Source organism: Trinickia violacea (genome assembly GCF_005280735.1).
Lineage (GTDB): Bacteria > Pseudomonadota > Gammaproteobacteria > Burkholderiales > Burkholderiaceae > Trinickia_A > Trinickia_A violacea.
This window is the reverse complement of sequence record NZ_CP040077.1, coordinates 2,142,957-2,161,905: the sequence shown is the minus strand read 5'-3', so window position 1 is coordinate 2,161,905 and position 18,949 is coordinate 2,142,957. Positions and strand designations below refer to the sequence as shown.

Sequence of the window (18,949 nt, the reverse complement as noted above, 5' to 3'; positions counted from 1 at the left end):
TCGTGCCGTGTCGGACGGCGAACGGCGGCGCGGGCGAAGCTGTCTATAGCTACAGCCGCCGCCGTGATGCTCGCGCTGCTCCCGCTCCACGCCCTCGCGCTGCCCACGTTCGACACCGTCAAAAGCGATTGGCGCAGCTCCGATTGGGTACTACTCTCACGCGACGGCGAGCCGCTCGAACGCACGCGCATCGACCGCAGCGAGCGGCGCGGCGACTGGGTCGCGCTCGCCGACGTGTCGCCCGCGCTGCGGCAGGCGATCGTCATTTCCGAGGACAAGCGCTTCTACGCGCACAGCGGCGTGGACTGGCGCGGCGCCGCGGGCGCGGCCTGGGGCAACCTGTGGAATACGCGCACGCGCGGCGCGTCGACGGTCACGATGCAGCTCACAGGCCTGCTCGACGACGATCCGAAACGCTCTGGACAACGATCGATCGCGCAAAAGGCCACGCAGGCCGCGAGCGCGCTCTGGCTCGAACGGACCTGGCGCAAGGACCAGATCCTCGAAGCGTACTTGAACCTCGTGCCGTTTCGCGGCGAGACCGTCGGCCTCTCGGCGCTCTCGCAAACGCTCTTCGGCAAGGCGCCGTCCGGGCTCGACGAGCGCGAATCGGCGGTGGCCGCCGCGTTGATCCGCGCGCCGAACGCGCCCTATCGCAAAGTGGCGGATCGCGCCTGCCGCATCCTGCGCGACATGAATTCGGCAAGCGGCTGCGCGAATCTCGATGGCTTTGTGCAGCTTGCGTTTGCGCGTCCAGCGCTGGCTGCAGTGACCACCTCGGTGACCACCGTTGCGAGCGCGTCCACCGATTCGGATGCGCTAGCGCCCCACTTCGCGCGGCGCATCGCCAACGAAGTCCGCCCAAGTGCGGGCATGCGCGTGCGCTCGACACTCGACGCGCGCCTGCAGCGCTTCGCGCGCGACACCCTCACGCGCACGCTGATCGAACTGAACGCGCCGGCCCATCGGCGCAACGTCCAGGACGGCGCGGCCATCGTCATCGACAATGCAACGGGCGAGATCCTTGCTTACGTCGGCTCGTCGGGCGCGTTGTCGAAGGCGCGCGATGTCGATGCGATTCTCGCGCTGCGTCAGGCCGGCTCGACGCTCAAGCCGTTCCTCTACGCCGAAGCGATCGACGAGCGGCGCGTGACGACCGCGTCGCTTCTCGACGACGCCCCGCTCGACCTCGCGGCCGGCGGCGGCCTCTACATGCCGCAGAACTACGACAAGGGCTTCAAGGGCTGGGTCAGCGTGCGCACGGCGCTCGGGTCGTCGCTGAACGTGCCTGCGGTGCGCACGCTCGTGATGGTCACGCCGCACCGCTTCGCCAAGACGCTCACCGCGCTCGGCCTGCCGCTCACGCAGGAAGGCGATTACTACGGCTACAGCCTCGCACTCGGCAGCGCGGACGTGAACCTGCTCACGCTGACCAACTCGTATCGCGCGCTCGCGAACGGCGGCGTGCTGCGGCCGACGTTCGATCTTCCGCGCGACTCGTCCGCCGCAGCAGCATCGGCGTCGGCATCGGCATCGGCATCGGCATCGGCATCGGCATCGGCATCGGCATCGGCATCGGCATCGGCATCGGCCGTCAAGGAAACCCGCGTTTTCAGCCGCGATGCAAGCTTCATCGTGACGACGGTCCTGTCGGACAACAACGCCCGCACGCGCACGTTCGGTTTCGACAGCCCGCTCGCGACGCGCTTTTTCTCGGCCGTGAAGACCGGCACCAGCAAAGACATGCGCGACAACTGGACCGTCGGCTTCACGTCGCGCTACACGATCGGCGTGTGGGTCGGCAATGCCGATGGCACGCCGATGTGGGACGTGTCCGGCGTCTCCGGGGCGTCGCCCGTGTGGGCGGCGATCGCCGGCTATTTGCATCGGAACACGCCGAGCGTCGCGCCCGCCGCGCCGCCGGGGGTCGTGAGGACGCGCGTCGTCTTCGAGAACGCGCTAGAGCCCGCGCGCGACGATTGGTTCATGGCCGGCACGCAAACGCCGTTCGTCGGCTTGGCCGCGAATACCGCCGCCTCCGCGAACGCCACGATGAATGCCACGACAAGTGCGCAACCCGCCGCGCCGCAAATCGCCGGACCGACAGACGGCACGATCTTCGCGCTCGACCCCGACATCCCGCCCGCACGCCAGCGCGTCTGGTTCGAGCGCGCGCCGGGCTCATCCGCGCGCAGCACCTGGCGGCTCGACGGCAAGCCATTCGGCAGCGCAGCGCGCGTCGCCTGGCTGCCGTGGCCCGGGACGCACGTGCTCGAACTCGTCGACGCGCGCGGCAACGTCGCCGACACCGTGCGCTTCGAAGTGCGCGGCGCCAGCGCGAAGCGTGCCGCCGCGCGCGGCGGCACTCGCGAAACGTCGCGCCACTAGTTCCAGAGTGAATCGTCAAATAAGGTCAGACGCGCTTTACATCGCTCGGGCGGCCCCGGCAAACTCTGCGCGGGTCATAAAAAGGGCGCGCAAATTGTCCTATGCTTAACCGCAGCGCCTGCTGCAATGCGTCGTCCGTTCCCGGCTGTTTCCCTTTGCCCTCAATGGAGTCGTTGCCATGCTGAAGAAGCTGTTACTGCTGTGCGTTGCTTGCTTCCTGACGATGTCCGCGGCGTTCGCGGCGTCCGTCGACGTCAACACCGCCGACCAAACCACGCTCGAGAGCTTGAAGGGGCTCGGTCCCGTCAAGTCGAAAGCCATCATCGACGAGCGCACCAAGAACGGTCCGTTCAAGGACGCCGACGACCTCGCGAATCGCGTCAAGGGCCTCGGCACGAAATCGGTGACGAAGCTCGAGTCCGAGGGCCTGACGATCGGCGGATCGTCGGCGCCGCCGACGGGCGCCGGCAGCAAGAGCACGAAGAGCGCCAATGGCGCGATGAGCCCCGCCGCTTCGGCACCGGCCGCCAAGGCCATGTCGAAGAACGCCGCGCCGTCTACGATGGCCGCGGCCTCCTCGAGCACCGCCGCGAGCGCGCCGATGGCCGCATCGGGCGGCAAGGCATCGAAGAAGTCGAAGAAAGGCAAGGCGGCGTCGGCCGCCGCCGCATCGGGCGGCTGATCGCCGCCATCCGCATCCCCCCGTCCGCCGCGCCTCGCGCGCGGCGCCATTTACCACCGGCATCAAGCACCCAATGCGATGCCGTTCGCAAAGAGAGTCCGTCATGAGCTTGCTCGACACCGTCTCGTCCCTGCTAGGCAACAATTCGTCGCCCGAAGGCAGCCAGAATCTGATCCAGGCCGCCTTGGAGTTCGTCAACAACCAGCCGGGCGGCTTGAGCGGCCTGGTCCAGCAGTTCAACGATAAAGGCGCCGGCGACATCGTCAACTCGTGGATCAGCAACGGCGCGAACCAGGCGATCTCGCCGGAAACGCTGCAGAACGTGCTTGGCTCCGACGCGCTCTCCGGCATCGCGCAGAAGGCCGGCGTGTCGCCCGATCAGGTGTCCGGGCTGCTCGCGCAGGTGCTGCCGCACGTCGTCAATCACGCAACGCCTGACGGCGAAGTGCCGGCCGGCGGCCAGCTCGATGTGTCGAGCGTGCTCGGTGCGCTCGGCGGCGCCGGCGGCCTGGCATCGCTCGCGGGCGGGTTGTTCGGCAAGAAGGACGCCTGAAGGCACACACAAGCCAACGCGCGGCCGGTTCGCTGAATGAGTCGCCAAGCCCGTCAACAAACCTCATGCCCCAGTCCTTACGACTGGGGCATTGTCATTTCAGCGGCAGTCATCTGCGTGTGCCGCAGTTAGAGTCCGCAGCCATTTCGCGTTTGGCTCGAAGCCGTCAATCCGCAGTGCTAACGGGACTTTTACGTCTCAGTCAGGTTGCATGGCCTGCAAGCGTTCCGGCGCATCCTCGAAAATATAAGGATTAAAAAATACCCGCCCTCTCAGGATGCCTTGTTCTATCTCGGACAGCCCTGCCTCTTGAGCAACAGATGCCCAATACGCTCTGATGCCCTCGATTTGCTTCGCAATCAGGCTCTCAGCCGATGCCGCGTCCAACTGAAAATGCACGGCGGCTTCCAGGCACGTGGCGAGCCGACTCATGCGGTCCTGTCCGAGGATAAGCATCGCTTGACTGGCTTCGTTGCCGACACGCATCTGCGGGCAGATGTCGTATGCCTTCGTCACGTGAGCATGTCACCCCCCCAAAAAGCGGCATGGTTGCGCGCATGGTCATCCGTGTTTCCACAGAGGATGTTGAAGACCAGTCTGCCAAAGAGCTCGTGCAGCGTTTTTCGCGGCTCGGTAAAGCGACGCCGGATGATTTCAGCGAGGTCCTGATAGCTGGCGTATCTCGCCTGCATTTCATCCAGACCGAATAAAGTCAGCGCAGACACCATGGCTTTGCGCTGCCATCCCTGGTCCGCACGAACACGGTCGAATCGTTCGACCAGCAGCACATCCTTCCCTGCGGCACGCACCAAGCTGACCGGCGCGACATTCAGACCGACTAAAGCAGCAAGCCGCATCGCGACAAATTCGGCCTTGACGACGTTGGTTGTGTCGGTAGAGGAAGAAAACTTGGCGATGAATTTGCGGTCGCCCTCTTCAATCATGGCCTTGGGACGCGCACCACCGAGCGAGGTCCCATGAAACAGCGCCTGCTCCAGCTCCGGAGTCAAAGGAATTCCTTTCTCGACCATCTCGGCAGCGCTCAAGAGCTCTTCAAGCGACGCCGTTTTTGCCATGCGCGGCGCGTAGTTCTTGGCCGATAGCTGGAAATCCAAAGCGCCTATGCGATCGGAGCCGGATTCCAGCAAGTAAGTCAACTCGTCCAGGGTGTTGACCCCTGCATCTCGCCCCCTCGTGCCTATGAGGTGGTTCAGAATCACGCGACGTCCCCATGCATCCGGCGCTGCATCACGCAAGCAACCTGCCATCTCCTTGCCAGGTTCAGGAGCGATGGCGCCACGCTGCAAAGGCAGCTCCGGCAGATAAATGGGGATGGCATTGTCCCTGCCCAAATAGCTTTGTCCGTAGTTGAAGAGCAACTGGTCGTTCACCCGTACCAAGTTGCCAGCCACGACGGGCTCAGTTGCCCCGGGCAACCAGATCCATACGAAAGCCCCCTTGGGCGCCCCCATAGGCTTAGAATTCATCGTTCACCTCCCTGGCGGGGGTATGGACGGCTTTGGGCAGCAAGGTCAGCTTCTCGCGGGCCTGGACCAAGTGACGTGTCAACGCATTGGGCTCGGCATCGAACAGGCGGACCCCTAGAATTGCGGCGACCTCAAACACCGCGCCGATAGCACACCCCATGTCGCCACTTTCAATACGCTGGATGAGGCTGCGCGACATCCCTGCCCGTTCGGCCAAGTTGGCTACGGTCATTTTTTTCTCAATACGTGCGCTGCGCAGGGTAAGGGCCAACAGTTCGACGGCTTCCTGGTTGTAGCGGGAATAGCTGCGGGTGACGGGCTTACTCACGATATATGACTCATAAATAGGTCGTTTTTACATAATATGACTCGTTTATAAGCCAATCAAGTGCGGACCAACAAATCAGACGACGGCACCGGCTCTCCCATTCAACGCGCACATAAACAAACACCCCGCCAAGGCGGGGTGTTTGTTTTTCCAGCGCTTGCGCGCGGCGCTCGAACCACCCGAGCCAAGTCGCTGCCGGATGCAGGTTGCCGCGCTCGTTCAGTGTCAGTGAACGACCCGCTCGAACACGAGCTTGCCGTTGTCCGCCTCGACCGGAATGACGTCCTTCGGACCGAATTTGCCGGCCAGAATCAGCTTCGCGACCGGATTTTCGATCTCCTGCTGGATCGCGCGCTTCAACGGCCGCGCGCCGAACAGCGGGTCGTAGCCGACCTTCGCGATCTGCTCGAGCGCCGCATCCGACACGACGAGCTGCATGTCGAGCTTCGCGAGGCGATCGTGCAGGCGCTGCAGCTGGATCTTCGCAATCGATTCGATGTTCGAACGATCGAGCGAATGGAACACGACGACGTCATCGATCCGGTTCAGGAACTCGGGCCTGAATTGCAGCTTCACTTCCTCCCAGACCGCGTCCTTCACGGCTTCCTGCGGCTCGCCGACCATCTGCTGAATCACCTGCGAGCCGAGGTTCGACGTCATCACGATCACCGTGTTCTTGAAGTCGACGGTGCGCCCCTGGCCATCGGTCATCCGGCCGTCGTCCAGCACCTGCAGCAGCACGTTGAAGACGTCCGGGTGCGCCTTCTCGACCTCGTCGAGCAGGATCACGCTGTAGGGCTTGCGACGCACGGCCTCGGTCAGATACCCGCCTTCCTCGTAGCCGACATAGCCCGGCGGCGCGCCGATCAAGCGCGCAACGCTGTGCTTCTCCATGAACTCGCTCATGTCGATCCGGATCAGGTGATCTTCCGAATCGAACAGGAACGCGGCGAGCGCCTTGCACAGTTCCGTCTTGCCGACGCCCGTCGGCCCGAGGAACAGAAACGAGCCATACGGACGGTTCGGATCGGACAGACCCGCACGCGAGCGGCGGATCGCGTCGGCCACCGCGTTGATCGCCTCGTCCTGGCCGATCACGCGCTCATGCAGCTTCTCTTCGATCTGCAGCAGCTTTTCGCGCTCGCCCTGCATCATCCGCGACACCGGAATGCCGGTCGAACGCGACACGACTTCCGCGATTTCTTCCGCGCCCACTTGCGTGCGCAACAGACGCGGGCGCGTCGGGTTGTTCTGCTCCCGCGCCTCGGCCTGCGTCACCTGCTTCAGACGCGCCTCGAGTTCGGGCAGCTTGCCGTACTGCAGCTCGGCGACCTTCTCGAGCTTGCCTTCGCGCTGCAGGCGCGTGATTTCCGCGCGCGTCCGTTCGATGTCTTCCTTCAGCTGCGCACTGCCCTGCACCGTCGCTTTCTCGGCGGTCCAGATCTCTTCGAGATCCGAATACTCGCGGTTCAGACGCTCGATCTCTTCCTCGATCAGCTGCAGGCGCTTTTGCGACGCTTCGTCCTTTTCCTTCTTGACGGCTTCGCGCTCGATCTTCAACTGAATGAGACGGCGGTCGAGCTTGTCCATCTCTTCCGGCTTCGAATCGATTTCCATCTTGATCTTCGAAGCGGCTTCGTCGATCAGGTCGATGGCCTTGTCCGGCAGGAAGCGATCGGTGATGTAGCGATGCGACAGCTCGGCGGCCGCGACGATCGCCGGGTCGGTGATCTCGACGCCGTGGTGCAGCTCGTACTTCTCCTGCAAGCCGCGCAGGATCGCAATCGTCGCCTCGACCGACGGTTCGTCGACGAGCACCTTCTGGAACCGGCGCTCGAGCGCCGCGTCCTTCTCGATGTACTTGCGGTATTCGTCGAGCGTGGTCGCGCCGATGCAATGCAGCTCGCCGCGCGAGAGCGCCGGCTTCAGCATGTTGCCCGCATCCATCGCACCCTCGGCCTTGCCCGCGCCGACCATCGTGTGGATTTCGTCGATGAAGACGATGGTCTGGCCTTCGTCCTTCGCGATGTCGTGCAGCACCGCTTTCAGGCGCTCCTCGAACTCGCCGCGATACTTCGCGCCGGCGAGCAGCCCCGCCATATCGAGCGACAGCACGCGCTTGCTCTTGAGCGAATCCGGCACTTCGCCGTTGACGATGCGCTGCGCGAGCCCTTCGACGATCGCCGTCTTGCCGACGCCCGGCTCGCCGATCAGCACCGGATTGTTCTTCGTGCGGCGCTGCAGGATCTGGATCGAGCGGCGAATTTCGTCGTCGCGGCCGATCACCGGATCGAGCTTGCCCGCGCGGGCGCGCTCGGTCAGGTCGATCGTGTATTTCTTGAGCGCCTCGCGCTGGCTCTCGGCGTCCTGGCTGTGCACTTGCGCCCCGCCTCGCACCGCGACGATCGCCGACTCCAGCGCCTTGCGCGTGAGGCCGTATTGGCGCGCGAGCTTGCCCGCCTCGCCTTTGTCGTCGGCGGCGGCGAGCAGGAACATCTCGCTCGCGATGTAGGTGTCGTTGAGCTGCTGCGCTTCCTTGTCGGCCTGGTTCAGAAGGCCGTTCAGTTCACGGCTCACTTGCACGTTGCCGTCGGTGCCCTGCACTTGCGGCAAGCGCGAGATCGCGTCTTTCAGCGCCGTTTGCAGCGCCTGCACGTGCACGCCGGCACGCGAGAGCAGCGAGCGCGCGGAACCGTCTTCCTGCGCGACGAGCGCGGCCAGCAGGTGGACCGGCTCCATGTACTGATTGCCTTGGCCGACGGCCAGGCTCTGCGCATCAGCCAGCGCCTCTTGGAATTTGGTGGTGAGTTTGTCGATTCTCATCAAGAGACCTCCAATTTTCGAATATCACCAAAATGAGGCGTCTCCCGCGTGTTTCAAGCACTTTTTTCCGATTTTTTGCGCAGATGGGCGGCTTCTATTGAGATACGACAAACCGAGTCAGCGTTGCTCGCTCAGTCGGGCGGCGCTGTGTCGTTGACGGCGATCGGCACCACGGGCTGCCGGAAACCGAGCAGCGCGGCAAGCGGTGCGGCCGGTTGGGTCAGCTCCTCGATCGTGTGGCGGTCGAGCTCCGCGAGAAACGCGTTGCGCGCCTCGTGGAAGACATGCTTGAGACGGCATTGCGGCTCGATGACGCACGCGCGAGGGGCAACACCCTCACCGCTGAAACAGCCGACGAGTGCGAAATCGCTCTCGGTGGCGCGCACCACTTCGCCGACGCTCAACTGCCGCGATTGCTCGAAAAGCCGCAATCCGCCATTGCGGCCGCGAATCGTTTCGATCCAGCCCAATTCGCCGAGCCGCTGCACGACTTTCATCAGATGATTTTTCGAAATGCCGTAGGCATCCGAAATATCCTGAATCGTCGCCAATCCGTCTCCTCGCACCGCGAGGTACAGCATTACGCGCAATGCGTAATCGGTATAGTCGGTTAGTCTCATGAGTGCAATGGTGACAGGCGCACATTGCGACGCGCGCCATTAACATTCGGCAAAAACCGTGCTGGCCAAAGGGTTGCGGACGATCTGACTTCGCCATAACATGCATTTTAAATACACGTTAGACGATTACTAGAACGCCATTGTGCTTCATATTTCGCCTAGTCGAGCAATTGGTATAACAATTTAACGTTTTACCAAACAGATATTCGCTTCACCTTTTTTATCACTTTTTTTTGCCCGCGCCGAATCATCTCAATTCGCGCCCTTCATCAGATGAATTCAGATTCCACGCCGCTGTCTCCGGACGTCCCGCCGAGTTCCCGATATGCCGAGCCCACCGAGGCGAACATCCGTGAACTGGTCTACGCATTCTATGACCGCGTGCGCGCCGACGCGTTGCTCGGCCCGGTCTTCGACGCGGTGCTCGCAGGCCGCTGGGACGATCATCTCCCGAAGATGTGTACGTTCTGGGGCAGTCTCGTGCTGGGCGCGAAGCAATACCGCGGCAACGTGCAGCAGGCGCATGCGCCGCTCGACGGCGTCGAGCCGCGCCATTTCAGCCGGTGGCTGCATCTCTTTCTGGATACGGTCGAAAGCCGCTATGAGCCGGCCGCGGCCGTGCGCTTCATGGAACCGGCGCTGCGGATCGCGCAAAGCCTGCAGTTGAGCCGTTTCGGCTGGGATTATGTGATTCCGGCCGAGCAGCAGGCGCTGCTCGATCTGGTCGCGCCGAAGCGCCAAGGCAAAGACGAGGCGCGAGACGCGCACGTGCCCGAGCGTCGCGGCGAGCCGTTTCCGGCGAAGATCATCGGCCGAACCGCCGACGACGGCGACACGCCGGCTCGCTGACGCCTCCGGGCGCCCACCTCAACGCCGCCGAATCGCCGGCCGGCGCCCTATTCGTCGTACTCGGCGCGATCCGCATTGCTGCGGGCCGCCGACGCTGCCGATCCACCCACGTTGCCCGAATCGACGCCCCAGCGCGCGAGCGCCGCGTCATCGGTCACGCGCGCATCGACCCAGCGCTCGCCGGCTTCCGTCGTTTCCTTCTTCCAGAACGGCGCCTGGGTCTTCAGATAGTCCATGACGAACTCGCACGAAGCAAACGCGTCGCCGCGATGCGCTGCCGTCGTCGCGACGAGCACGATCTGATCGAGCGGATAGAGCTTGCCGACCCGATGGACGATCAGCACGTCGGAACCCGGCCAGCGGCGGCGCGCATCGGCCGCGATCGCTTCGAGCGCCTTTTCGGTCATGCCCGGATAGTGCTCGAGCTCCATCGCCTCGACACGCTCGCTGTCGTTCAAGTCGCGCACCGTGCCGACGAAGCACGCCACCGCACCGACTTTCGGATTGTCCGCGCGCAATGCCGCCACCTCGGCGGTCAAGTCGAAATCGGTGGTTTGAACGCGGACTGTCATCGTGGACCTCTTGCTGTGTTCATCGGAACGTGCGATGCGGCGCGCTTGTCATCCACGCGTATCAGCCGCCCGTGACGGGCGGGAAGAACGCGACTTCGCAGCCGTCGGTGATGCGCGTGGCCGCATCCGTCATCGTGTGATTGCAGGCCATGCGCAACGCGCGGCCCTCCGCGAGCGCCTCGGCCCACACGCCGCCGCGCACGCGCAGCCACGCGCGTACGTCGCCGACCGTTGCGATGCCGTCCGGCAGCTCTACCGATTCGTCCGCGAGACCCACCGCCTCGCGCACGCTTGCGAAATATCTCAGTTGAATCTTCATCTTGCCGGGGTGCCTCGATGTTGCGGCGCCGTGCCTCTCGGTTCGCTAGCACAAGCGCCGCACGCATCGTCAGCTCAGTAATTCGGAAAAAGGAATGAAACGCACGGTTTCGCCTGCGCTGATTGCGTGATTGGGCGGGTTATCGATCAAGCCATCGCCCCATACCGTCGACGTCAACACCGCCGAGCTCTGGTTCGGGAACAGATCGAGACCGCCGGCCGCATTCACGCGCGCTCGCAGGAATTCGTTGCGGCGATCCCCCTTCGTCTGCGTGAAGTCCGCACGCAGCGACAGCGTGTGCGGCGCGACGTGCTGCACGCCCGCGACGCGCAGCACGAACGGCCGCACGAACAGCAGAAAGGTGACGAAGCTCGAGACCGGGTTACCGGGCAAGCCGATGAAATACGCCTCGTTCGCGTTGCCGCCCGGGTGCCCCTCTTCGTCGGCGCGGCGAACCGCACCGAACGCGAGCGGTTTACCCGGCTTCATCGCGATCTGCCACATCGCGAGCCGCCCCTCGGCCTCCACGGCGGGCCGCACATGGTCTTCCTCGCCCACCGAAACGCCACCCGAGGTCAGGATCAAATCGTGTTCGCGTGCCGCTTCGCGCAGCGTGGCGCGCGTCGCCTCGCGCTGGTCCGGGACGATGCCGTAATCGGTGACCTCGCAATCGAGCCGCTCGAGCAGGCCGCGCAACGTGAAGCGGCTCGAGTTATAGATCGCGCCCGGTTTGAGCGGCTCGCCGGGCATCGTCAATTCGTCGCCCGTGAAGAACACGGCGACCTTCACGCGCCGCGTGACCGTCAATTGCGCGCATCCGATCGACGCGGCCAGGCCGAGCGCCTGCGGCGTGAGCCGCGTGCCGGCCGGCAGGATCACGGAATCGCGCCGGATGTCGGCGCCTTGTGCGGTGATCCACTCACCCGCTTTGGGCGTGTGAAGAATCTCGACCTCGTCGCCGGCAGCCTGGGTTTGCTCCTGCATCACGACAGCGTCCGCACCCGGAGGCAGCGTGGCGCCCGTGAAAATGCGCGCCGCCGTGCCCGCCGCAAGCGGCTCCGGCGCATGGCCCGCGGGGATGCGCTGCGATACCGGCAGACGCCGATCGCCATGCGAGAGATCCCCGACACGCACCGCGTAGCCGTCCATCGCGCTCGTGTGCATCGGCGGCACGTCGAGTGGCGACACGACGTCGGAGGCCAGCACGCGATTCAGCGCGTCGAGCGTGGCGACGGTTTCCGTTTCGGCGAGGGGACGTGCTGCGGCAAGGAGCGTGGCGAGCGCCTCGGCGGTCGACAGCATCGGCGCACGAGGCGCCGGGGAAGAAGGCGTGGACATCGATCAGTGACGGGCGAGTCTTAAAAGGCCATTGTAGCGGCCTCATGAAGAGGCCGTGCAAGGCGCCGCTTATAGCGAAGCTGCGCCTCTCTCGCCCGTTGCGACGGATCGCTTCGATACTCGGATCGGCGCCGTTCAGTCGCGCACGTTCGCGGCGATGAACTCTTTGATCTGCTGGGCATCGGCCGGCAGCACTTCGAACCGCTGCGGCAACGCTTCCAGCCCGGCAAACGCGGCGGGCCGCTCCGGCTCGCGCGCCAGCGCCTCGCGGATCGTTTCGCCGAATTTGAGCGGCTGCGCCGTCTCGAGCACGATCATCGGAATGCCCGCTTGCAGATGCTCGCGCGCGACCTTCAGACCGTCGGCGGTATGCGTGTCGATCATCGTGTTGTAGCGCTGATAGACGTCGCGGATCGCCTCGACGCGGTCCGCGTGCGTGCTGCTGCCCGATACGAAGCCGAACTCCCGCACGCGCGCGAAATCGCCGCTCGCCGCGAGATCGAAGCCGCCCTTCTCCTCGACATCGCGGAACAGTTGCAGGACGCGCTTCGGATCGCGGCCGAGCAGATCGAACACGAAGCGCTCGAAGTTCGACGCCTTCGAAATATCCATGCTCGGGCTGCTCGTGTGATAGGTCTCGGCCGAACCGCGCACGCGGTAGATGCCGCTCGTGAAGAACTCGTCGAGCACGTCGTTCTCGTTGGTCGCGACGACGAGCTTTTCGATCGGCAGGCCCATCATGCGCGCGATGTGGCCCGCGCAGACGTTGCCGAAATTGCCCGACGGCACCGTGAACGACACGCGCTCGTCGTTGCTCTGGGTGGCCGCGAAATAGCCCTTGAAGTAATAGACGACCTGCGCGACGACGCGCGCCCAGTTGATCGAATTGACCGTGCCGATCTTGTAGTTCGCCTTGAACGCGTGGTCGTTCGAGACGGCCTTCACGATGTCCTGGCAGTCGTCGAACACGCCTTCCACTGCGATGTTGAAGATGTTCGGGTCTTGCAGGCTGTACATCTGCGCGGTCTGAAACGCGCTCATCTTCTGGTTCGGCGACAGCATGAAGACGCGGACGCCCTTCTTGCCGCGCATCGCGTACTCGGCGGCGCTGCCGGTATCGCCCGAAGTCGCGCCGAGGATGTTCAGCGTCTGGCGGGTCTTGCCGAGCGTGTACTCGAACAGGTTGCCGAGCAGCTGCATCGCCATGTCCTTGAACGCGAGCGTCGGACCGTTCGACAGCTCCAGCAAGGACAACTGCGCGCCCGACTCGACGCCGAGCGGCTTGAGCGGCGTGATCTGCGCAGCGCTCTCGCTGCTGCGCACGTTGCAATAGACCTCGGCGGTATAGGTGCGGCGCGTGAGCGCCCGCAGATCTTCGGCCGGGATGTCGTCGCTGAATTTCGACAACACCTCGAACGCCAGATCCGCGTACGAGAGCGTGCGCCAGCGCGCGAGTTCGTCGGCCGATACGCGCGGATATTCGGCGGGCAGATACAGGCCGCCATCCTTCGCGAGACCGCCGAGGAGAATGTCGGAGAACGTATGGCGCTCGCCGATGCCGGCGCCGCGCGTGGAGATGTAATTCATGTCAGTACTCGCCGGGCTGCTCCAAGGGTGCTGCCCCGTCGGGAGAGGCAGCGGCCACTGGGAGCGTGGGGGTGATTGAGGAGACCTAGTTCAGCGCTTCCATGCGCAGCTTGGTGACCTTCGAGATGACCGTCGAGAGCGCTTCGATCTGGTCGATCGCCGCGTTCACGTTCTTCTCGAGCGTTTCGTGCGTGATGATGATGATGTCGGTCTCGCCGCCGCCGTCCACCTCTTGCGACTCCTTCTGGAGCAGCGCATCGATCGAGATGCCCGAAGTGGCGAGGATGCGCGTGATGTCGGCGAGTACCCCGGTCACGTCGGCCACGCGCAGACGCAGGTAGTAGCCGCTCGTCACTTCGTCGATCGGCAGGATCGGCGTGTTCGACAGGCTATCGGGCTGGAACGCGAGATGCGGCACGCGATGTTCCGGATCCGCCGTATGCAGGCGCGTCACGTCGACGAGATCGGCGACGACGGCGGACGCCGTCGGCTCCGCACCCGCGCCCTTGCCGTAGTACAGCGTCGAACCGACGGCGTCGCCGTGCACGACGACCGCGTTCATCGCGCCTTCGACGTTCGCGAGCAGGCGCTTGGCCGGAATCAGCGTGGGATGCACGCGCAGCTCGATGCCGCGCTCGGTGCGGCGCGTGATGCCGAGCAGCTTGATGCGATAGCCGAGGTCTTCGGCATATTTGATATCGATCGCGGCCAGCTTGCTGATGCCTTCGATATACGCGCGGTCGAACTGCACCGGCACGCCGAACGCGATCGCGCTCATGATCGTGACCTTATGCGCGGCGTCGACGCCTTCGATATCGAAGGTCGGATCGGCTTCCGCGTAGCCCAGCTCCTGCGCGCCCTTCAATGCGGTGGCGAAATCGAGCCCGCGCTCGCGCATCTCCGACAGGATGTAGTTTGTCGTGCCGTTGATGATGCCCGCGATGTACTGAATGCGGTTGGCCGTGAGCCCTTCGCGCAGCGCCTTGATGATCGGAATGCCGCCCGCCACCGCCGCTTCGAACGCCACCATCACGCCCTTCGCGCGCGCCGCCTCGAAGATCTCGGTGCCGTGCACGGCGAGGAGCGCCTTGTTGGCCGTCACGACGTGCTTGCCGTTCGCAATCGCGCGCAGCACGAGATCGCGCGCGATCGTCGTGCCGCCGATCATTTCGGCGACGATGCCGATCGACGGATCGTCGACGACGGCCTCGAAGTTGTCGGTGACGAGCGCGGACAGCGCATCATCGTTCAACGCGGCGCGCGCCTTGGCCGGATTGCGCACGGCAATGCGCGCAACCTCGATGCCGCGGCCCGCGCGACGTTTGATTTCTTCCTGGTTGCGGCGCAGTACCGTAAAGGTGCCGCTGCCCACCGTGCCGAAGCCCAACAGGCCAACTTTGATCGGTTCCATGCAGCGTGTGTGTTCTATGTGAGTGAAGCGTTAATGATAAAGGACCGGTAAGGCGCCCCCGAGCCAGGGCATCGGCAAACCCGAAAATTGCCTGTTGCGCGTCAATGAAGCACGTCAAACGGCATGCCGTTTCCGGTAGCCATCGAGGAACCGGGCGATGCGGTTGATCGAATCGGCGAGATCGTCCGCGTTCGGCAGGAACACGACGCGGAAATGATCCGGCTTCGGCCAGTTGAAGCCCGTGCCCTGCACGAGCAGCACGCGCTCCTCGAGCAGCAAATCGAGGATGAACTGCTGGTCGTTTTCGATCGGATACATCTTCGGATCGAGGCGCGGGAACATATACAGCGCGGCTTCCGGCTTCACGCAGGTCACGCCCGGGATCGACGTCAGCATGTCGTACGCGATCTGGCGCTGCTTATAGAGGCGGCCCGTGGGCACGATCAGATCGTTGATGCTCTGATAGCCGCCGAGCGCCGTCTGGATCGCGTACTGTCCCGGCACGTTCGGGCACAGGCGCATCGACGCAAGGATGCCGAGGCCCTCGAAATAGTCTTTCGCGCGGCGGCGGTTGTCGCCGGTCAGCCCCGAGACGAACATCCAGCCGGCGCGGTAACCGCACGAGCGGTAGCTTTTCGACAGGCTATTGAAGGTGACCGTCAGCACGTCTTCCGACAGCGCCGCTACCGACGTGTGCTTCTTCCCGTCGTAGACGATCTTGTCGTAGACCTCGTCGGCGAAGATCACGAGGCCGTGCTGGCGCGCGGCTTCGATCAGGTCGAGCAGCAGCTCGTCGGAATACAGCGCGCCGGTCGGATTGTTCGGGTTGATGATGACGAGCGCGCGCGTGTTCGGCGTGATCTTCGCGCGGATGTCGTCGAGATCGGGCATCCAGGCGTTCGACTCGTCGCACAGATAATGCACGGGCGTGCCGCCCGACAGGCTCACGGCGGCCGTCCACAGCGGGTAGTCGGGCGCCGGCAGCAGCACTTCGTCGCCGTCGTTCAAGAGGCCCTGGGTGGCCATCACGATCAGCTCGGACGCGCCATTGCCGATGTAGATGTCGTCGAGCTCGACGCCCTGCACGCCCTTTTGCTGCGTGTAGTGCATGATCGCCTTGCGCGCCGCGAACACGCCCTTCGAATCCGAATAGCCCGACGAAACCGGCAGATTGCGGATCATGTCCTGAATGATCTCGTCCGGCGCGTCAAAGCCGAACGGCGCGAGGTTGCCGATATTCAGCTTGATGATGCGGTGGCCGTCCTCCTCGAGACGCTTGGCGTGCTCGAGCACGGGCCCGCGGATGTCGTAGCAGACGTTTAGCAGCTTGTTCGATTTCAGAATCGGTTTCACGGCGGGCACTATTCCTGGGAAAGCCTGAAGACGGGGAAGCCTGGCACCGGGCGGCGCTCGGTGGTGCTGGGTGACGCTGGGTGATGCTCGATAGTACTCGGCGGCGCTCGCGAGCGGCCGGTCCGAGCACGCTCACGAAGGACTTGTCTGATGAGATGTCGGACTTATCCGAAGAAGGTTGCGCGCGGCTGGATGCGCGGCTTATGGCGGCGCACGAGGCGGCAGCCGCAGTGGGGCGGCTAAAAAGTTATAATTTAGCGGATTTTGGCCGACTTCCGCAATGCACCAATGGCGTGCGGCAAGCGCGAAATCCACCGGCACAACGGAAAATCAATTTGAAATTACATCAGGATTCGAGCGGCGCCCTCAATACCGTGACCGGTTACGGCGCCGGCTACGTCGAAATCAATCTGCAGCGTTACGAAGGCAGCATCATCGTGATGCCCGAAGGTCCCGTCATCCCCTGGCCCGTGTCGTCGTTCGACGCGCTCACGCTCGAGCATTTCGAGTACCTGATCGCGCCGGCGCCGGAAGTCGTCGTGTTCGGCAGCGGCTCGCGCCTGCGTTTTCCGCATCCGCGCCTGACGGCCGCGCTGGCGGCCAAGCGCATCGGCGTCGAGAGCATGGATTTCATGGCGGCCTGCCGGACTTACAACATCTTGATGGCCGAAGGCCGCAAGGTCGCTGCCGCGCTGCTGATCGAAGCATAAGCCGCCGCTAAGTTGGGGCGTGTATTATCCGCGCCGCCGGTCGACGCTTGAGGTTCAAGCGCCTGCGGCACGGCCCTCGGCTCGTGCGCCGCCGGATTTGCGCGAACCCGCTTGGTTCGCCGACGGCACCGGCCGGATTGCGGGAACACCCGCGCTTCACCCATGCTCACCACGCTGCCTTCGTGCGGCATCGACTGACAGGCTCAACAAAAATGAACGATACGCCTACCCGGCTACCGCTCAATCGCACCGCCCTGCTGTTCCTCATTCTCGCGCTCGCCCTCGTGTGGTTCGTCCCGCTCGGCTGGCGCCATCTCGTCCCGAGCGACGAAGGCCGCTACGCCGAAATGGCGCGCGAAATGCTCGTTACCGGCGACTGGATCACGCCCCGCTACAACGGCTACAAGTATTTCGAGAAGCCGCCGCTGCAAACCTGGGCCAACGCGCTCACGTTCGCGTGGTTCGGCCTCGGCGAATGGCAGGCGCGGCTCTACACCGCGCTGACCGGCTTTGCGGGCGTGCTGCTCGTCGGCTACACGGGCGCGCGCGTCTTCAACGCGGCCGCCGGCCTCGCCGCCGCCGTCATTCTCGCGTGCTCGCCGTACTGGAACCTGATGGGCCACTTCAATACGCTCGACATGGCCCTGTCGTTCTGGATGGCGCTCTCGCTGTGCTCGCTCCTGCTCGCGCAGCGGCCGGGGCTGCCGAAAGGCCAGGTAAGACTTTGGATGTGGGCGTGCTGGGCGTCGATGGCGCTCGCGGTGCTCTCCAAGGGGCTCATCGGCCTGATCCTGCCGGGCGCGGTGCTCGTTCTCTACACGCTGATCGCGCGCGATTGGGCGATCTGGAAACGTCTGTATCTGGGAAGCGGTCTCATCCTCTTCTTTGCAATCACGACCCCGTGGTTCGTGCTCGTGCAGATGCGCAACCCGGAGTTCTTCAACTTCTTCTTCATCGTGCAGCAGTTCGCGCGCTACCTGACGCCCGAGCAGAACCGTCCCGGCCCGTTCTACTACTTCGCCGTCGTGATTCTGGTGGGCTTCCTGCCGTGGCTGTCGATCGGCTGGCAGAGCCTGCGCCACGCACTGCGGCTGCCGCGGCAACCCAACGGCTTTGCCCCGGCGACGATGCTGCTCATCTGGTCGGGTTTCATCTTCCTGTTCTTCAGCGCATCGCATTCGAAGCTGATTTCGTACGTGCTGCCGATCGCGCCGGCGCTCGCGCTGATGCTCGGGATGTACCTGACGTCGCTCGATCGCGACACGTTGCGCCGACACTGGATCGGCTACGCGGTCTTCCTCGTGATCGCCGCGCTCGGGACGATCTTCCTCGGCACGCAGGGCGACGCGCGCACGCCGAATGCGCTCTATCGCGAGTATCAGGTGTGGGTCTGGGCAGCGATCGGCGTCGCGTTCGTGCTGACGCTCGCCGCGATCGCGCTGACGCGGCGCAAGCCATCCGGCGTGATGCCGGCGGCGATCGCGTTCGGCGCGGCCTGGCTCATGCTCGGCACGATCGCCGGCACCGGCCACGAGGTGTTCGGCCGCCAGAGCTCGGGCGTGGATCTCGCACTGGCGGCCAAGGCGGCGCTCGCGAAGCTGCCGCCCGACACACCGTTCTATTCGGTTGGCGTGCTCGACCATACGGTGCCGTTCTACGTCGGCCATACGATGATCATGGTCGAGAATGCCGACGAACTGCGCTTTGGCGTCACGGAAGAACCGCAGAAATGGGTGCCGACCATCGCCGAATGGGAAACGCGCTGGAAGGCCGACAAATATGCACTTGCGCTGATTCCGATGGACCGCTATAAAGCGCTCGCCGCCGATCATCTGCCGATGCAGGTGATCGCTCAGGACACGCGGCGCGTCATCGTCGGTAAGCCCGCCGCCGAAAAACCCGTCGCCTCGACGCAACCTTGATCCCAAC

Annotated in this window: 17 protein-coding genes; 6 read left to right on the top strand and 11 right to left on the bottom strand. The window is 64.2% G+C overall.

Annotated elements, in window-relative coordinates; translation table 11 throughout:
• The first annotated feature begins 66 nt into the window (after positions 1 to 66).
• The 3 genes from pbpC (at position 67) to FAZ95_RS09810 (ending at position 3,623) form a co-directional block, all read left to right on the top strand.
• Positions 67 to 2,388 carry a penicillin-binding protein 1C gene (gene pbpC, locus FAZ95_RS09820; protein ID WP_254699899.1) on the top strand — a complete coding sequence of 774 codons (2,322 nt, stop codon included), beginning with the start codon at positions 67 to 69 and terminating at the stop codon, positions 2,386 to 2,388.
• A gap of 178 nt (positions 2,389 to 2,566) precedes the next feature.
• Positions 2,567 to 3,070: a ComEA family DNA-binding protein gene (locus tag FAZ95_RS09815; RefSeq protein ID WP_137332273.1), complete on the top strand. Its 504-nt coding sequence runs from the start codon at positions 2,567 to 2,569 to the stop codon at positions 3,068 to 3,070.
• A gap of 103 nt (positions 3,071 to 3,173) precedes the next feature.
• Positions 3,174 to 3,623 (top strand): YidB family protein, encoded by a 450-nt coding sequence (locus FAZ95_RS09810; RefSeq protein ID WP_137332272.1) that lies wholly within the window; start codon positions 3,174 to 3,176, stop codon positions 3,621 to 3,623.
• 198 nt (positions 3,624 to 3,821) lie between these two features.
• Here the strand turns inward: FAZ95_RS09810 and FAZ95_RS39745 are convergent, their stop codons facing one another.
• The 5 genes from FAZ95_RS39745 to FAZ95_RS09790 form a co-directional block, all read right to left on the bottom strand.
• Positions 3,822 to 4,139, bottom strand: a complete 318-nt coding sequence (locus FAZ95_RS39745) for a hypothetical protein (RefSeq protein WP_217497435.1) — start codon at positions 4,137 to 4,139, stop codon at positions 3,822 to 3,824.
• Positions 4,136 to 5,035 (bottom strand): type II toxin-antitoxin system HipA family toxin, encoded by a 900-nt coding sequence (locus FAZ95_RS09805; RefSeq protein WP_217497434.1) that lies wholly within the window; start codon positions 5,033 to 5,035, stop codon positions 4,136 to 4,138. The genes FAZ95_RS39745 and FAZ95_RS09805 overlap by 4 nt, the downstream gene beginning before the upstream one ends.
• Positions 5,036 to 5,099: 64 nt before the next feature.
• On the bottom strand, positions 5,100 to 5,438 hold the full coding sequence (locus tag FAZ95_RS09800) for a helix-turn-helix domain-containing protein (RefSeq protein ID WP_137332271.1): 339 nt from the start codon (positions 5,436 to 5,438) through the stop codon (positions 5,100 to 5,102).
• 225 nt (positions 5,439 to 5,663) lie between these two features.
• The gene (gene clpB / locus FAZ95_RS09795; RefSeq protein ID WP_137332270.1) at positions 5,664 to 8,261 is read right to left on the bottom strand and encodes an ATP-dependent chaperone ClpB; all 2,598 of its coding nucleotides are present in this window, start codon (positions 8,259 to 8,261) and stop codon (positions 5,664 to 5,666) included.
• 131 nt (positions 8,262 to 8,392) lie between these two features.
• The gene (locus tag FAZ95_RS09790; RefSeq protein WP_137332269.1) at positions 8,393 to 8,881 is read right to left on the bottom strand and encodes an Rrf2 family transcriptional regulator; all 489 of its coding nucleotides are present in this window, start codon (positions 8,879 to 8,881) and stop codon (positions 8,393 to 8,395) included.
• Between the two features lie 273 nt (positions 8,882 to 9,154).
• Here FAZ95_RS09790 and FAZ95_RS09785 point away from each other — a divergent pair, with 273 nt between their 5' ends.
• Positions 9,155 to 9,730: a group III truncated hemoglobin gene (locus FAZ95_RS09785; RefSeq protein WP_137332268.1), complete on the top strand. Its 576-nt coding sequence runs from the start codon at positions 9,155 to 9,157 to the stop codon at positions 9,728 to 9,730.
• Positions 9,731 to 9,777: 47 nt separating this feature from the next.
• On the opposite strand, the gene FAZ95_RS09780 is transcribed toward FAZ95_RS09785, so the two are convergent.
• From FAZ95_RS09780 to FAZ95_RS09755, 6 genes are all read right to left on the bottom strand, one after another.
• On the bottom strand, positions 9,778 to 10,302 hold the full coding sequence (locus FAZ95_RS09780; protein ID WP_137332267.1) for a molybdenum cofactor biosynthesis protein MoaE: 525 nt from the start codon (positions 10,300 to 10,302) through the stop codon (positions 9,778 to 9,780).
• A gap of 61 nt (positions 10,303 to 10,363) precedes the next feature.
• Complete coding sequence (moaD, locus tag FAZ95_RS09775) at positions 10,364 to 10,621, bottom strand: molybdopterin converting factor subunit 1 (RefSeq protein WP_137332266.1); 258 nt, start codon at positions 10,619 to 10,621, stop codon at positions 10,364 to 10,366.
• A gap of 69 nt (positions 10,622 to 10,690) precedes the next feature.
• On the bottom strand, positions 10,691 to 11,959 hold the full coding sequence (locus tag FAZ95_RS09770; protein WP_137332265.1) for a molybdopterin molybdotransferase MoeA: 1,269 nt from the start codon (positions 11,957 to 11,959) through the stop codon (positions 10,691 to 10,693).
• A 135-nt stretch (positions 11,960 to 12,094) separates the two neighbouring features.
• Positions 12,095 to 13,546 (bottom strand): threonine synthase, encoded by a 1,452-nt coding sequence (thrC, locus tag FAZ95_RS09765; RefSeq protein ID WP_137332264.1) that lies wholly within the window; start codon positions 13,544 to 13,546, stop codon positions 12,095 to 12,097.
• Positions 13,547 to 13,631: 85 nt separating this feature from the next.
• Positions 13,632 to 14,957 carry a homoserine dehydrogenase gene (locus tag FAZ95_RS09760; RefSeq protein WP_137332263.1) on the bottom strand — a complete coding sequence of 442 codons (1,326 nt, stop codon included), beginning with the start codon at positions 14,955 to 14,957 and terminating at the stop codon, positions 13,632 to 13,634.
• 114 nt (positions 14,958 to 15,071) lie between these two features.
• A complete protein-coding gene (locus tag FAZ95_RS09755) occupies positions 15,072 to 16,319 on the bottom strand; it encodes a pyridoxal phosphate-dependent aminotransferase (RefSeq protein WP_137332262.1) in 1,248 nt (415 codons plus the stop codon).
• A 326-nt stretch (positions 16,320 to 16,645) separates the two neighbouring features.
• Between FAZ95_RS09755 and FAZ95_RS09750 the strand changes: the two genes are divergently transcribed.
• Together FAZ95_RS09750 and FAZ95_RS09745 are read left to right on the top strand one after the other, a co-directional pair.
• Positions 16,646 to 17,020: an Mth938-like domain-containing protein gene (locus FAZ95_RS09750; RefSeq protein WP_137332261.1), complete on the top strand. Its 375-nt coding sequence runs from the start codon at positions 16,646 to 16,648 to the stop codon at positions 17,018 to 17,020.
• Between the two features lie 212 nt (positions 17,021 to 17,232).
• Positions 17,233 to 18,942, top strand: coding sequence for a glycosyltransferase family 39 protein (locus FAZ95_RS09745; protein ID WP_137332260.1), 1,710 nt, complete (start codon positions 17,233 to 17,235; stop codon positions 18,940 to 18,942).
• The last annotated feature ends 7 nt before the right edge of the window (positions 18,943 to 18,949 follow it).

Bases quoted from the DNA above. Each gene is read 5' to 3' on its own strand.
- pbpC (WP_254699899.1), top strand. From the start codon at position 67: ATGCTCGCGCTGCTCCCGCTCCACGCCCTCGCGCTGCCCACGTTCGAC.
- FAZ95_RS09815 (WP_137332273.1), top strand. From the start codon at position 2,567: ATGCTGAAGAAGCTGTTACTGCTGTGCGTTGCTTGCTTCCTGACGATG.
- FAZ95_RS09810 (WP_137332272.1), top strand. From the start codon at position 3,174: ATGAGCTTGCTCGACACCGTCTCGTCCCTGCTAGGCAACAATTCGTCG.
- clpB (WP_137332270.1), bottom strand. From the start codon at position 8,261: ATGAGAATCGACAAACTCACCACCAAATTCCAAGAGGCGCTGGCTGAT.
- FAZ95_RS09790 (WP_137332269.1), bottom strand. From the start codon at position 8,881: ATGAGACTAACCGACTATACCGATTACGCATTGCGCGTAATGCTGTAC.
- FAZ95_RS09785 (WP_137332268.1), top strand. From the start codon at position 9,155: ATGAATTCAGATTCCACGCCGCTGTCTCCGGACGTCCCGCCGAGTTCC.
- FAZ95_RS09780 (WP_137332267.1), bottom strand. From the start codon at position 10,302: ATGACAGTCCGCGTTCAAACCACCGATTTCGACTTGACCGCCGAGGTG.
- moaD (WP_137332266.1), bottom strand. From the start codon at position 10,621: ATGAAGATTCAACTGAGATATTTCGCAAGCGTGCGCGAGGCGGTGGGT.
- FAZ95_RS09770 (WP_137332265.1), bottom strand. From the start codon at position 11,959: ATGTCCACGCCTTCTTCCCCGGCGCCTCGTGCGCCGATGCTGTCGACC.
- thrC (WP_137332264.1), bottom strand. From the start codon at position 13,546: ATGAATTACATCTCCACGCGCGGCGCCGGCATCGGCGAGCGCCATACG.
- FAZ95_RS09760 (WP_137332263.1), bottom strand. From the start codon at position 14,957: ATGGAACCGATCAAAGTTGGCCTGTTGGGCTTCGGCACGGTGGGCAGC.
- FAZ95_RS09745 (WP_137332260.1), top strand. From the start codon at position 17,233: ATGAACGATACGCCTACCCGGCTACCGCTCAATCGCACCGCCCTGCTG.